Raw genomic sequence first — 13173 nt, 5'->3', positions numbered from 1 at the left:
ATGACAAAGGCCAAATCTGTGCGCTGGCTTGCTCGCGTCCGCTAAATGTGGATTCCTGCAGCCTCATCTGTAACAACTCACACTATCCGCGGCAAATGCGCGCCATGACAGCGGAATTTGAGGTTTTTCCATCGACGGCGATTGGATGAGCCCGAATCCTGAAGCAGGGTTCTACAGGATTAAACTAATTAGGCGCCTTGCCTTATAACCAATCGTCTTCAATGAAAATTGCCGCATCGCAAAGGCCCGCACATCATCGAACAAGGGCTCCAATCAGTTTATGAGTTTGTTTTAGAGGGTAAGACCAGTTTGTAGTCGACATCGACCGGCCGAGTACGGTATTTGTATATCGCGAGCGCCACAGCAGCGGTTATTGTCGGGACTGCTAGGCCGCTCGACGTTTGCAACAACCCAGCAGTTGATCGGCCTGATGCGCAATTGGTAGATTCCGTCACCTATCGATGACCTCGGTTTGTTTCTAGTAGCGGTGCAGTGTGATCTTCGACACGGAACCCGATGCCATGACGCTTGCCCCGGACGACAAACCGCAGGATCGCCACTTCGACTGGTCAGGGGTGCCGATCGACCTGGGCGGCATGGAGCCGCTTGAACAAATCGCACGATTGCTTTGCCACGCCCTGGTTGCACCGGCTGCTGCGCTGACCATCACCGAGGGCGGGCGCCTGCGTGTGCTGGCAGCACGTGGCATCAGCAGCAGTCATGTCAGGCAGGCCATGGAGCTGTGCCAGCAGGTACCGCCAGCGCCCAATGGCGTGATCGAGTTGATCGAGCATGCAGCGCTTGCGCAAATGCAACTCGGCGATGCTGCCTTCCCCGGCTTGCCCGCGCGCTTCATCGCCTGCGTGCCCGTGGGTGCGCCGCAGACGGGAATTTCCGGCACCCTGTGCGTGATCGACACGCGTGAGCGGCGGCTGGCAAGCCAGGAGCATCAGCAACTGCTGATGTTCGCCAACGTGGCTGCCGCACAGCTGGAATTGCAGTTCGGTGCGGGCCGACGCGAGCCGCACAGCGGCTTGCTCAATACGCGTCAGCTGCAGTCGGATCTGGACGCCCTCGCCTTCGGTAGCCATAGCGTGCCCACCATTGCTGCATTCATCGAGGTCTACGACACCCAGGCCGCCAACGAGGCGCGCCAGGCGCTGGGCATGCAGCCGTTGGAAGAGCTGGTTCGCCACGCCAGCTACGTATTGACGCGCGCCCTGCGCGGCAAGGCCACCGTCTACCACGTGGCCTCGATGCGCTTTGCGTTCTTTCTGCTCAACTCCGCGCCGGATGAGATGGAAGACCTGCTGCTGGATCTGCGCGATATGTTGCACAAGCCGGTGGATGCCGCTGGCGTACCGATGTCGCTGACCTTTCATGCCGGGGTGGTGCGCTTCGCCCCGCAGCAGCCGGACACCAACGATGTGATGCGCAAGGGCCTGGTGGCGCTGGGCGATGCCATCAACAACCATGCCATCGTGTGTTGGTACAGCGCGTCGCACGACGATGCGATCCAACGCTCCTACCGCCTGGCGCTGGATGCCGAACAGGCCCTGAAAGCCGGCGATTTCCGGCTGGTGTTCCAGCCGCGCATCAATCTTGAAGACCTCTCGGTGACCGGCTTCGAAGCATTGCTGCGCTGGCATCACACCAGTCTCGGCCCGATCGGTCCCGACGAGTTCATCCCGCTCTTCGAAAAAACCGCATTGATGTGCACGGTCACCAATTGGGTGATCGAAAGCGCGTTGGTCCAGCTGGCGAAATGGCGTGCCCAGGGCTTGGATGTTTCCATCTCTATCAACCTGTCCTCGCGCGATTTCGGCAACATCAATCTGGCAGCGGATGTCATCAACCGCTGCAAGGACCTGGCGATTCCCACCACTTGCATCGAACTGGAAATCACCGAAGGCCGCTGGCTGCGCAGCAATGTCGAAGCGGTGCCGCGGCTGCGCGCGTTGCGCGATGCAGGCGTGAGCGTGGCCATCGACGATTTCGGCACCGGCTATAGCAACTTCGGCTATCTCACCGAGTTGCCGGTCAATGTGCTCAAGCTGGACCGGTCGCTGGTGACCGGCATCGCCACCAAAACCGGCATGCAGATGCGCGCAGAAGCGGTGGTGCGCCTGGCCAACGCATTGGGCTATCGCACCGTGGCCGAGGGCATCGAGCATGCCGATGAGATTGCCTTGCTGCGGAGCTGGGGATGCGATGAGGCGCAGGGGTATCTGCTCGCCAAACCCATGGAAGCGCATCTGGTGGCCGACTACGTCACACAGGCCGCGGCGCTGCAGCGTCTGCCGTAAAGCCGCGGCGGCGCGCGGATGCTGCCGCATAGGCAATCACACCGCGCCGCGCTGTGCGGATGGATGCGCGATGCCTTGCGATGCGATGCACGTCCACCCTTTCGCCTGCACTGAATCAATACTCCAACTGCTCAACTGAGATCGTGCAGGTCCTTGCCCAGCGGCGCGCTCAGTGCCCAATCGGAGAAGCGCACCTTCAGCCCGGCGCGCTCGGGCGTGCAGCACATCGGTCCGACCCGATAGGCGCTTGCTGGCGGGAATGGACATAACCGCACCAGCGGCCAGTGACGGCCGTCCGCAGAGACCTGCAGGCGCAGCACACCGTCGGCAACCGTGGCACGGATCCAGAAATCCTTGGGGTCGGCTTCGTAAGGACCAGTGGCCCAATCCGATACCGGGTTGGTCAACACGCTGCTGAGCATGGCACGCCCGTCGCTCAGTTCGATTCCGGCCTTGACCCAGTGCTGCTCGTCCACGCGCACCATGATGCCGGCCTGGTCGTACAGGGCTTCGTACTGCGCGCGCACGCGCAACTGCGCGGTGAAGCCTGCACCCGTCTCGATGCCCAGAAAGTGCCCGCTATCGCGGGTGAACCCATAGTGCGTCTTGCGCCAGAAGTCGGTCGCCTGGTCGGTGACCACATCCAACGTGTCGCCGTTGATAGCGAGTGTCTTCGGCCGGTTGAGCCAGGTTCCGGCGTGCCAGCTGCTGTCCTGCGCCATGGTATTCCTCGGGTTGGTCTGTTGTGCAAACGCGCCACCACTGAACGTCATCCCGACCACGCCAGCCACTACGCGCCTGCGTGCGCCATTGAATGCATCGTGTTGCATGGATCTGCGCTCCTGCGACTTATGAACGCGTAGTCTACGAGCTGTACGCGCAAGGCTGCATGCGTGCGCTCGTCCTGTGTTCGCCAGACGGGCAAGGCGCCGGTGCGTCGACGATGCGCAGCCGTGCAGACGCGTCGCAGACAGGCGACGCAGCCGCAGGACCCAGGTCCGAATCCGCGCGCGCAATCGCTGCGTGCGGCATACGGCGATTTGCCGGCCAACCCTGTCGTGTACGCGCCCGAGAGCGGCTAACAAACGTAGCGAGCAGTCGTCAGGTGGCGTGGACGGCGCGGAGGAACCGGGGTACGCGCGGTACATGCCGATTCCGAGCACCGGCCGCGCCGGCCTGGCGGCTGCACAGCAGTGTTGCTGGCTACTCTAGGCGCCCGCCCTGCCCTCAGTGCTGCGCCAATGCGTAGTCGATTGCCGCGCAGATGGCCGCGACCTGCGCAGCATTGCATTGGTCGGGCGTGGCGCGTGGGCTATCCGGATAGACCTCGGTGGTCGTGCGATACCGCGCATCGGTGACGCCGGCGCACAAGCCCAGCCGCCGCACCGGATAATTGATGACACCATGCCCGACCACCGGTGCACCGATGAGTTGCCCATCGGCATCGGCAGGCGCGATATGCGTCACCTGGGCCACCGCTGCGATCACCGCCTGCTGGAAGGCCGGCTGCGGATCTTCACTGTCGCCGACCAGATAAAACCCGTCCGGAATGCTCCCCGGCACAAACACCGCACCGTCGCGCGCCGCCAACGCAGGGCGAAACTCGCTCTCGTCGCTATCGGTGGTTTCGTGCAGGTCGATATGCACCAGCATTCGCGCGGAGTTCGCAGCCACCAGCCGCATCAGCGCAGCCGACTCTTCGGCCGGGCTGTCGTGGCGAAAGGCGCGATTCGGATCGACTGCATCGGCATTCCAACGCTGGATGCGTTCGTAGCCCCAGGGATTGATGCACGGCGCCACCAGTGAATTGCATTTGCCTGCGTAATCGGCAGCACGCTGATGCAGAAATTGCAGCGCACCTTGCACGCCGCTGGTTTCGTAGCCGTGCACGCCGCCAGTGACCAACACGCATGGCAGGCTGTCGTCCCACTGCGCGCTGCGCAGTGCCAGCAAGGGATACTCCCCTTGCGCATGTGCAATGGTGCTGTACCGCACGCGTTGGTACCGCACGGCCAGTGCGGCGACCTGCTGCACGACGTCGTCCGCGTAGCTGCGCTGCTGCAGCTGGCGTGCGCGCCACATGGCGCGTTCCGGCTCGCCCCACGGTTGCCCGGGCGTACCGATCGGATACATGGGGATTGTCGTCATTGCAGATACCGGTGCTAAGAAGACGCCAAGGGTAAGCGCTCTGCGCACAGAAGCAAAAAGGCCCCGCAGTGCGGGGCCGATGAAGCTTGTATTGCTGACGCTTATTTCTTTGCCGTGACCCCTGGCGTGGCGTCGCGCACCAGGAACTCTTCGGTCAACTCCGGCAGATGCGCCAGCAGCCAATCGGCCATGGCCTGTTCCTCGGGCAGGATTTGCTCGCACACGCGCTGCGTTTCGACATCGCCCACCGTCTTGGCGGCACCCAGCAACGCGGTGTAGGTGGCGATCTCAAGGTTCTCGAACACGTAGCTGGCCATCGCGCCCTTGACGATTTCGTCGGAGGTGGTCATGCCGCCCATCGCCTGCCCGAATGCGGCCATCTTGCCCATGGCGTCCTTGATGATTGACGGTGATCCGCCCAGACGCTCGATGCACGACTCGACCAAGCGCTGTTGCCCGAGCGTCTCTTCCAAATGTTGCTCGATGCGGGCCTTGAGCTGAGGGTAGTGCTCGATGCGTGCAGCCTGGGCCTTGAGCATCTGCTCGGCCTGCTGCTCCATTGCATGCGCATCGCGCAGCCAGTCCATCAGATTTTCTTGGGGTTCGGCCATGGGGTTCTCCTGTTTGTTTGCGATATATCCAGCCTGCAGCGGCGTGGATGAAAGACGCGCCTGTTCCAAGTGAACGCTGCGTGCGACGTCTACGTGGCATTGACATGGCACAGAGGAATCGACGGCTGCGCCATCCAAAGGCGGTTGTACGCAATCGCAACGGAACTGGGGACCGCGCGGCGATTACTGAGGCACTGCATGCAGCGTAGCGCCGCTGACCGCGCTGACCATCCTAGTTCTATGCCCGGCACCGGTCGTTGGGATGCTTTATTCCTAAGCGGTGCTGCAAGCGCCACACACCGGTGGGCTGCAAATCCTGCCGGGTTGGGAGCTGCAACAGGGCACGCGGGAAATTTTTCCATGCAATCGATGTCGGACGTCATGCAGGAGTGCAAAAATTTCTCGCTTGCGCTTGATGCGTTGCACACCAAGCACTCATGGATCTTTCCTGGTGCGCATGACATCACGCGCGACGATGACGTGCACAAAATCTGCAATCGATTGCGCATTTCCGCGTGGAGCAATCGATTGGCTTCAAGCCTAAAACAGCACAGGCGCTGGCCGCGTGGGCGTAGCGCCTGTGTCCAACGAACCGCAAAATTCGCTCCCAAACCGGCGCGTCATCGCGCGACGATGGCTGGATTAAGCGGATTCTTCTTGCGGCTTGGCCTGCTTGGAACGCCCGCCCTTGCTGCCGATCCGCGACATGTGATCGCGATCGCGGCTCACCGCCTGACCGCCCTTACGGCCAGCTTCGCGCGCTTCGTCGCTGGTAAATTCGTGCGCATTGCCGCTGGCATGCGCGGCTTTGCCGCCGCTACTCGCCAACAGGCGGCGCTTCTCCGGATCCAATGCGGCAAAGCCGCGCCGGCTACGGGTCGTGTTTTGTCCGTCTTCCACTGTGCCTCCTCTCGATGCTTCGGTTACGCCTGGGTATTGGGCTAACCGCAACATTCGTGCCAACCCGGAAAGGCAGGCCCGGCGGTGGATTGCGGACGGATGCAGGAAAAAACGGCTGCGCTCGCTGCGCAAATCTTGCACACCTTCGCGTCGCCGGACGATGGGGCCTACCTCATAGGTGGATAGCGCTATCACGTGGCGCTACTGCGGTGCGGATGTGGCGAGACGGCTTGCGCGGCGCCGCAGCAACAGCGGCCGTGCCTAGGTCAAGCGGCTGCCCTGATCCAGGCACGTTCGAATCTGGCGTAGTCGGATTGCCACGCACGTCAGGCATCGGACCTGGCGTTCGGCTCACTCGATCGTCTGCGTGAGGCAGTCGTCTAAACGATGGTGTGCGCAACACCTCGCAGCGCGCATCCTGGTAACCCGCAAGATCGCTTGATCAATCTGCCACCGGAATGCCAAGACGGCGACGCAGCCACAGGACGAAACTGGCAGTGCCCGTACCAGACTGCGCGTACATCCTGGCGCGCACTGATGCGCCCTCAACGCACCAGGCGTTGATTTATGCCCGGCGAAAACTTCGCGACTGCGTGCAGGTCAGTACCACTGGCCGACGTCGATGCCAGGCCGGAACCATTACGCGTGCCGTGCCGTCCATGTACGCATGCGGCTGGCCCCAAGCCCCGGCAAGCAGTCCCCGGGCGCACGCGCACCATGTCAGGCGGACGTCGTGAACCCGAATCGCCCTGCCCTGCAGCCGCGTCATCCGGAGTGCGCTGCCCTCACCCCATTGCCTGCACCACCATCGGCCCACCGCGGTCGTCGCACCCGGCAGCAGCTTCGGACAGCGCATCGCCCACCAGCAACAAGGTCGGCAAACCCGGCGGCAGCGCGCTGGCTGTCATCCCCAGGTCGCCCAGGGTGGTGAGGCGACGTTGCTGCTCCGGCCGTGTGGCGGCCTGCACGATGGCAGCGGGCGTGCTGGCCGGCAAATGTGCCAGCAATGCAGCGGCCAGCGCATCTGCGCGGCGCAGGCCCATGTAGATGCCCAGCGTGGTGCCGCTGGCCGCCAGCGCACCCCAATTCGGCTCGCCGTGGTCGTGGGTGTGCGCAGTGACGAAGGTGATGCCATGGCAGTGGCTGCGATGGGTCAACGAGACCTCCAGTGCGGCCGCCGCAGCGAATGCCGCACTCACGCCGTTGATCACCTGCACCCCGACACCGGCACGACGCAGGAAGGCGATCTCTTCGCCAGCGCGTCCGAACAGCAGCGCATCGCCCCCTTTCACGCGCACCACGCGCAGGCCTTGCAACGCATAGCGACGCATCAGCCGGCAGATGAACTCCTGCGGTGTCGAACGGCATCCGCCACGTTTGCCGACCCGGATCACGCGCGCCTGCGGTGCGAGTTCGACGATCTCCGGGTTGGCCAGATCGTCGAGCAGCAGCACCTGCGCCGACGCCAGCGCCTTCACCGCCTTGATGGTGAGCAATTCCAGATCGCCCGGGCCGGCGGACAACAACACCACATCACGTGCGCAGGAAGGTGTGACTGACATTGGAGATCTCGCTGGGTGTGGAGGGACGGTGCATTCGTAGGACAGGTGCGCTCACGCAAGCCGCGATTGCCGGCACAGCCGAGTTAGTTGCGGCACGCAGGAGCCGCACACGGTGCCGCAGCCCAGGCGTTGCTTGAGCTGCGCAACATCGGCGCCGTCGTCGATGGCCGCGTGGATCGCGGCGGCCGAGACCTGCATGCAGGTGCACACGACCGGGTCGCTGGCTACGCTGTGGGCATGCGCGAACACCGACAGCCGCGCCTCACGCCACGGCTTGCCCGCCAATGCGGTGGCGAGCAACAACCGATCGGCGTCGCTGGGTTGCGCGGCAGTGAGCAGCACGCCGTCGATATGGTGATGCCCGTCTTGCATGCGCCAGCCAACGCGGCGCATCAGCCCGCGGCGCAGGTCGCGGTACTCCAGCACATCCGCACCAGCTGGCAGTTGCAAGGCGGCAATCAGGCGATCCAGCCAGCTGGCATCGGGCGCGCGTTCGCAGGCGGCATGCAGCACGACCCAATCCCCGGCTGCATGGCGCTTGGTGCCGCTCGAGGGCTCGGCATGCAGACGCAGGGATGCATAGCCGCAGTCGCGCAACAGCGGCTGCAACGCCTGCTGAAAGGCGATTGCATCCCCGCGCCGCGCTGCCAGCAGATGCCAGCCGAACGTGGTCTTTTCCACCCGCACCGCCGTGTGTTTGAGCTCGGGCTGTTGCGATCGCGCATCCACTGCCGGCGTGCTGACTTCGTTGATGCCGCCGCTGGACAGGTTTTGCCCGCTCCAGTGCATGGGGGCAAACACCGTGCCCGAGCGCAGCTCATCCGACAGTTCCAGCGGCAGCACCAGCGCGCCGCGCTTGCTTTCGATCTGCACCAGTTCGCCGGCCACCAGCCCACGCCGCTGCGCATCGCCTGGATGCATGCGCAGCGTCGGCTCGGGACTATGCGCGAATGCCGCCGCCACCCGCCCGGTGCGCGACATGCCATGCCACTGGTCGCGCAGGCGTCCGGTGAGCAGCCGCAGCGGGAACCGTGCCGACGTGGACTCGGCCACCTTGCGGTACGGCGTGACGTGGAAGCGCGCACGTCCGTTGGCATGCGCGAATATGCCGTCGGTGTAACGACGCGCCTGCCCTTGCGTATTGCCTGCCGGGAACGGCCATTGCTGCGGCCCATGATCCAGCAGCGCGTAATCCAGACCGCTGATATCCAGGTCGCGGCCAACCGTGAGGGCGCGATGCTCGTCGAAAATCTGCGTAGGGTGGTTGAATGCGAACAGGCCCGGCCCGCTCGCTGGTGCCAGGCGCGCTTCCAGCCGGCGCGCCACTTCGTTGGCAATCCACCAATCCGCACGTGCCTGCCCGGGCGCTTCCACCGCCTTGCGCACGCGGGTGATGCGGCGTTCGGAGTTGGTCACCGTGCCGTCCTTTTCGCCCCAGCTGGCGGCCGGCAACAACACGTCGGCATAGGGCACGGTGTCGGTGCCGGAAAAGGCTTCCTGCACGATCACCACCTCGGCGTTTTCCAGCGCGGCCCGAATCCCGGCGACCTCCGGCATCGAATGCACGGGGTTGGTGCACACGATCCACACCGCCTTGAGCGTGCCCGCGCGCAACCGCTCGAACAACTGCACGGCCGGTGCGCCTGCCGTTGGCGAGAGTCGCCCCGCTGGCACGCCCCACAGCCGTTCCAGTTCGGCGCGGTCGTCGGCATGTGCGATCTCGCGATGCGCCGCCAGCATGGTCGCCATGCCGCCCACCTCGCGCCCGCCCATCGCATTGGGTTGGCCGGTCAACGAAAACGGTCCCGCGCCCGGCTTGCCGATCTGCCCGGTGGCCAGATGCAGGTTGATCAGCGCCAGGTTCTTGTCGGTGCCGTGCACGGACTGATTCAAGCCCATGCAATACAGCGACAACGCTGCAGGGCTGCGCCCGAACCACTCGGCCGCCTGCACCAGATCCTCGTGCGAAATGCCGCAGATCTCGGCACTCATGCGCGGCGTGTATTCGCGCAGCATCCGCTTGAGGGCATCGAATGCTTCCGTGTGTGCCGCCACGAAACGCGCGTCTACCAGGTTCTCCCAGATCAGGTGATGCAACATGCCGTTGAACAAGGCGACGTCGGTGCCGGGTTCGATCGCCAGGTGCAGATCGGCCATGGCCGCCGTGTCGGTATGCCGTGGATCGATCACGATCCAGCGAATGTCGGGGTTGCGCGCGCGTGCCTCCTCCAGCCGGCGGAACAGCACCGGATGCGCATACGCCATGTTGCTGCCGGCAAACAGCACGGTGTGCGCCAGCTCCAGATCGTCGTAACAGGTGGGCGGGCCATCGGCACCCAGCGCAAGCTTGTAGGCGCTCACGGCGCTGGACATGCACAGCCGCGAATTGGTGTCGATGTTGTTGGTACCGAGCAAGCCTTTGGCCAGCTTGTTGAAGACGTAATAGTCTTCGGTCAACAGCTGCCCGGAGAGATAGAACGCCACCGCGTCCGGGCCATGCTCCCGGATGATCGCGGCCAGCTTGTGGGTCACATGGTCCAGTGCCTGCTCCCAACTCACTACGGCACGCGGCGCCTGGCGATGACGGCGTAGCTGCGGTTCGAGCACACGCCCTTGCGTGCTGGCCACCGTCTGCGGCAATGCCAGCCCCTTGCTGCACAGGCGCCCGAAATTGGCCGGGTGCAGCGGGTCGCCTTCGATGCCGACGATGCGTTCGCCATCGGCGTCGTGTTCGCTGTGGATCAGCACACCGCACCCCACCCCGCAGTAGCAGCAGGTCGACCGCGTGATGCGGTGCATCGGTAACGCGGCCTGCGGCTGCGCGGCTTCGTGGGTCGACAGATGCTGCAGGCCTTCGCTCATACGGCGGGCTCGGCAACGGCATCCGGCTCGATCACCGGCTGCAACACGATCCATACCGCATCGGCTTCCACCTTTACCGGGTAACGCGGCGCACAGCCCACATCCGGTGCGCACGCCTGCCCGCTCTGCAGCCCGATGGCCCAGCCATGCAACGGGCAGGTCACGGTGTCGCCGGCCACGAGGCCTTGCGACAGCGGCCCACCCTTGTGCGGGCAGCGGTCGCGTAGCGCGAACACCTGGTCGCTGGTGGTGCGGAAGATGGCAATCGGCGGCAGGCCCTCAACCTCCAGCACGCGCGCGCCCAGTGTCGGCAAGTCCTGCAAGGCGCACACGTGCACCCATGCGTCGTGCGGCATGCTCATTGCTCCACCGTGGCGGTCGGCGCAGCAACGCGCAGCGGTTGGTATTCCTGCCGGCGCTCGCCGGCGATACGCGCCTTCCACGGATCGACCAGACCCTCTAGCGAATACAGCAGGCGCTCGTATAGCGCACGCCGGTTGGCGGCATCGTCCACCACGTGTGCACGGATGTAATCCAGCCCCACCCGCGCGATGTAGTGCACAGTGCGATCCAGGTAATAGGCCTGCTCGCGGTAGAGCTGCAGGAACGCGCCGGTGTATTCGCGCACTTCGTCGGCGGTGGTCACCTTGACCAGGAAGCGCGCCACCTCGGTCTTGATGCCGCCATTGCCGCCGATATGGATTTCCCAACCGGAATCCACCGCGATGATGCCCACGTCCTTGATGCCGGATTCGGCGCAATTGCGCGGGCATCCGGACACCGCGAGCTTCACCTTGTGCGGGCTCCACATGTTGGCGAGCATGGTTTCCAGGTCGATCCCCATCTGCGTGCTGTTCTGCGTACCGAAGCGGCAGAATTCGCTACCGACGCAGGTCTTCACCGTGCGGATCGATTTGCCGTACGCATGGCCGGAGGGCATGCCCAGATCGCGCCACACATCGACCAGGTCTTCTTTCTTGACCCCAAGCAGATCGATGCGTTGGCCGCCGGTCACCTTGACCATGGGCACCGCATACTTGTCGGCGACATCGGCAATCCGGCGCAGCTCGCTGGCGTTGGTCACCCCGCCCTTCATCTGCGGAATCACCGAAAACGTGCCGTCTTTCTGGATATTGGCGTGCGCACGCTCGTTGATGAAACGCGACTGCGGGTCGTCGATGGCCTCACGCGGCCAGGTCGACAGCATGTAGTAGTTGATTGCCGGACGGCAGGTGGCGCAACCGTTGGGCGTGCGCCATTCCATGAAGGCATACGCCTGTGCATGGGTGAGCAGCTTGTGCTCGCGGATGGCGCGGCGCACCTCGCCGTGGCTGAGGTCGGTGCAGGCGCATACCGCCTTGGTTTTGGGGGTTTCCTGAAAGTTGGAGCCCAGGCAATTCATCAGGATCTGCTCGACCAGGCCGGTGCACGAGCCGCAGGAACTGGCCGCCTTGGTGTGCTTTTTCACCTCATCCACGGTGAACAGGCCTTGCTCGCTGATCGCCTTGACGATCGTGCCCTTGCAGACGCCATTGCAGCCGCACACTTCATCGCTGTCGGCCATCGCACTGGCGCGGTCCTGGCCACCGGTGCCGGCATCGCCCAGCGCGCTTTCGCCGAAGATCAGTTGATCGCGCTGCGCCTGGATGGGTGTGCCGTCCTTGAGCAACTTGAAGTACCACCCACCGTCGCTGGTGTCGCCATACAGGCACGCGCCCACCAGGACATCGTCGCGGATGACCAGCTTCTTGTAGACGCCACCGGCCGGGTCGGACAGCACGATTTCTTCGCAGCCATCGCCGCCCATGAAATCACCGGCAGAAAACAGGTCGATGCCGGTGACCTTGAGTTTGGTCGATGCCACCGAACCGCGATAAATGCCGATACCGAACTGCGCCAGATGGTTCGCACACACTTTGGCCTGCTCAAACAACGGCGCCACCAGACCGTAGGCAATGCCGCGATGGTTTGCACACTCGCCCACCGCATACACGCGTGGGTCGAAGCTTTGCAGGCTGTCGTTGACCACGATGCCGCGCGCGCAATGAATCCCCGCCTCTTCGGCAAGACGCGTGTTCGGGCGAATGCCGGCCGCCATTACCACCAGATCGGCCGGAATCTCGCTGCCGTCGGCAAACTTCACCCCGATCACCTCGCCCTGCGCATTGCCCAGCAGCGCACTGGTGGCGGTACTCAGCTTGAAGTGCAGGCCACGCGCGCGCAGGGCTTGTTGCAGCAGGTTGCCGGCCACCGGGTCGAGCTGGCGTTCCAGCAGCCAGCCGGCCAGGTGCACCACGGTGACCTCCATGCCGCGTAGCTTCAGGCCATTGGCCGCCTCCAGGCCGAGCAGCCCACCACCGATCACCACCGCGTGTTGCTTGGTACGCGCGGTATCGATCATGGTGCGCGTGTCCTGGATATCGCGATACCCAATCACCCCTTTCAAATCGTTACCGGGAATCGGCAGCACGAACGGCACCGAGCCGGTGGCGATCAACAGGCGGTCGTACTCGGCTTCGGTACCGTCGGCCGCAATCACGCGGCGGCGCACGCGGTCGATGCGCGTGACCTCCTTGTTCACATGCAGGTGGATGCCGTTGTCGTGATACCACTGCAACGGATTGAGCACGATGTCGTCGAAGTCCTGCTCGCCGGCCAATACCGGCGAGAGCAGGATGCGGTTGTAGTTGGGGTGCGGCTCGGCGCCGAACACGGTGATGTGGTACATGCCCGGCATCAGCTTGAGCAGTTCTTCCACGGTGCGGATACCGGCCATGCCATTGC

Annotated in this window: 9 protein-coding genes, 1 other RNA gene and 1 pseudogene; 2 read left to right on the top strand and 9 right to left on the bottom strand. The window is 64.1% G+C overall.

All coding sequences use genetic code 11. The annotated features are described in order from the left end of the window. Positions 1-494 precede the first annotated feature (494 nt). Entirely contained in the window at positions 495-2306 is a 1812-nt protein-coding gene (locus FLG15_RS10250; RefSeq protein WP_057679400.1) for an EAL domain-containing protein, read from the top strand. A gap of 131 nt (positions 2307-2437) precedes the next feature. Here FLG15_RS10250 and FLG15_RS10245 read toward each other — a convergent pair whose 3' ends face one another. The 4 genes from FLG15_RS10245 to FLG15_RS10230 form a co-directional block, all read right to left on the bottom strand. Continuing rightward, the gene (locus tag FLG15_RS10245; protein ID WP_017158273.1) at positions 2438-3136 is read right to left on the bottom strand and encodes a DUF1349 domain-containing protein; all 699 of its coding nucleotides are present in this window, start codon (positions 3134-3136) and stop codon (positions 2438-2440) included. Positions 3137-3382: 246 nt separating this feature from the next. Beyond that, positions 3383-3454: non-coding RNA, sX9 sRNA (locus FLG15_RS10240), on the bottom strand. A gap of 79 nt (positions 3455-3533) precedes the next feature. Then, on the bottom strand, positions 3534-4454 hold the full coding sequence (locus FLG15_RS10235; protein ID WP_057679398.1) for a M14 family metallopeptidase: 921 nt from the start codon (positions 4452-4454) through the stop codon (positions 3534-3536). A 101-nt stretch (positions 4455-4555) separates the two neighbouring features. Further along, positions 4556-5065 (bottom strand): ferritin-like domain-containing protein, encoded by a 510-nt coding sequence (locus tag FLG15_RS10230; protein ID WP_057679397.1) that lies wholly within the window; start codon positions 5063-5065, stop codon positions 4556-4558. Between the two features lie 360 nt (positions 5066-5425). Here FLG15_RS10230 and FLG15_RS10225 point away from each other — a divergent pair. Next, positions 5426-5623, top strand: a pseudogene (locus FLG15_RS10225) (hypothetical protein); the annotation flags it as partial. A gap of 84 nt (positions 5624-5707) precedes the next feature. On the opposite strand, the gene FLG15_RS10220 reads toward FLG15_RS10225, so the two are convergent. The 5 genes from FLG15_RS10220 to nirB all read right to left on the bottom strand — a co-directional run bounded on the left by FLG15_RS10220 (position 5708) and on the right by nirB (position 13165). Next, entirely contained in the window at positions 5708-5965 is a 258-nt protein-coding gene (locus tag FLG15_RS10220) for a KGG domain-containing protein (protein ID WP_005916070.1), read from the bottom strand. Positions 5966-6750: 785 nt separating this feature from the next. Beyond that, positions 6751-7497 (bottom strand): uroporphyrinogen-III C-methyltransferase, encoded by a 747-nt coding sequence (gene cobA, locus FLG15_RS10215; RefSeq protein WP_170922334.1) that lies wholly within the window; start codon positions 7495-7497, stop codon positions 6751-6753. An 81-nt stretch (positions 7498-7578) separates the two neighbouring features. Then, positions 7579-10326 (bottom strand): nitrate reductase, encoded by a 2748-nt coding sequence (locus FLG15_RS10210; protein WP_150147618.1) that lies wholly within the window; start codon positions 10324-10326, stop codon positions 7579-7581. A gap of 59 nt (positions 10327-10385) precedes the next feature. Continuing rightward, positions 10386-10751 (bottom strand): nitrite reductase small subunit NirD, encoded by a 366-nt coding sequence (gene nirD / locus FLG15_RS10205; RefSeq protein ID WP_209226908.1) that lies wholly within the window; start codon positions 10749-10751, stop codon positions 10386-10388. Further along, a complete protein-coding gene (gene nirB / locus FLG15_RS10200; RefSeq protein ID WP_244665566.1) occupies positions 10748-13165 on the bottom strand; it encodes a nitrite reductase large subunit NirB in 2418 nt (805 codons plus the stop codon). Before nirB ends, nirD begins: the two co-directional genes overlap by 4 nt. Between the last annotated feature and the right edge of the window lie 8 nt (positions 13166-13173).

It is taken from the genome of Xanthomonas phaseoli pv. dieffenbachiae (assembly GCF_008639345.1).
GTDB classification, from domain to species: domain Bacteria; phylum Pseudomonadota; class Gammaproteobacteria; order Xanthomonadales; family Xanthomonadaceae; genus Xanthomonas; species Xanthomonas phaseoli.
The sequence above is the reverse complement of the archived record's forward strand: the minus strand, read 5'-3'. Positions and strand labels throughout refer to the sequence as shown.

Bases quoted from the DNA above. Each gene is read 5' to 3' on its own strand.
- FLG15_RS10245 (WP_017158273.1), bottom strand. From the start codon at position 3,136: ATGCAACACGATGCATTCAATGGCGCACGCAGGCGCGTAGTGGCTGGC.
- FLG15_RS10235 (WP_057679398.1), bottom strand. From the start codon at position 4,454: ATGACGACAATCCCCATGTATCCGATCGGTACGCCCGGGCAACCGTGG.
- FLG15_RS10230 (WP_057679397.1), bottom strand. From the start codon at position 5,065: ATGGCCGAACCCCAAGAAAATCTGATGGACTGGCTGCGCGATGCGCAT.
- FLG15_RS10210 (WP_150147618.1), bottom strand. From the start codon at position 10,326: ATGCACCGCATCACGCGGTCGACCTGCTGCTACTGCGGGGTGGGGTGC.
- nirD (WP_209226908.1), bottom strand. From the start codon at position 10,751: ATGAGCATGCCGCACGACGCATGGGTGCACGTGTGCGCCTTGCAGGAC.
- nirB (WP_244665566.1), bottom strand. From the start codon at position 13,165: ATGGCCGGTATCCGCACCGTGGAAGAACTGCTCAAGCTGATGCCGGGC.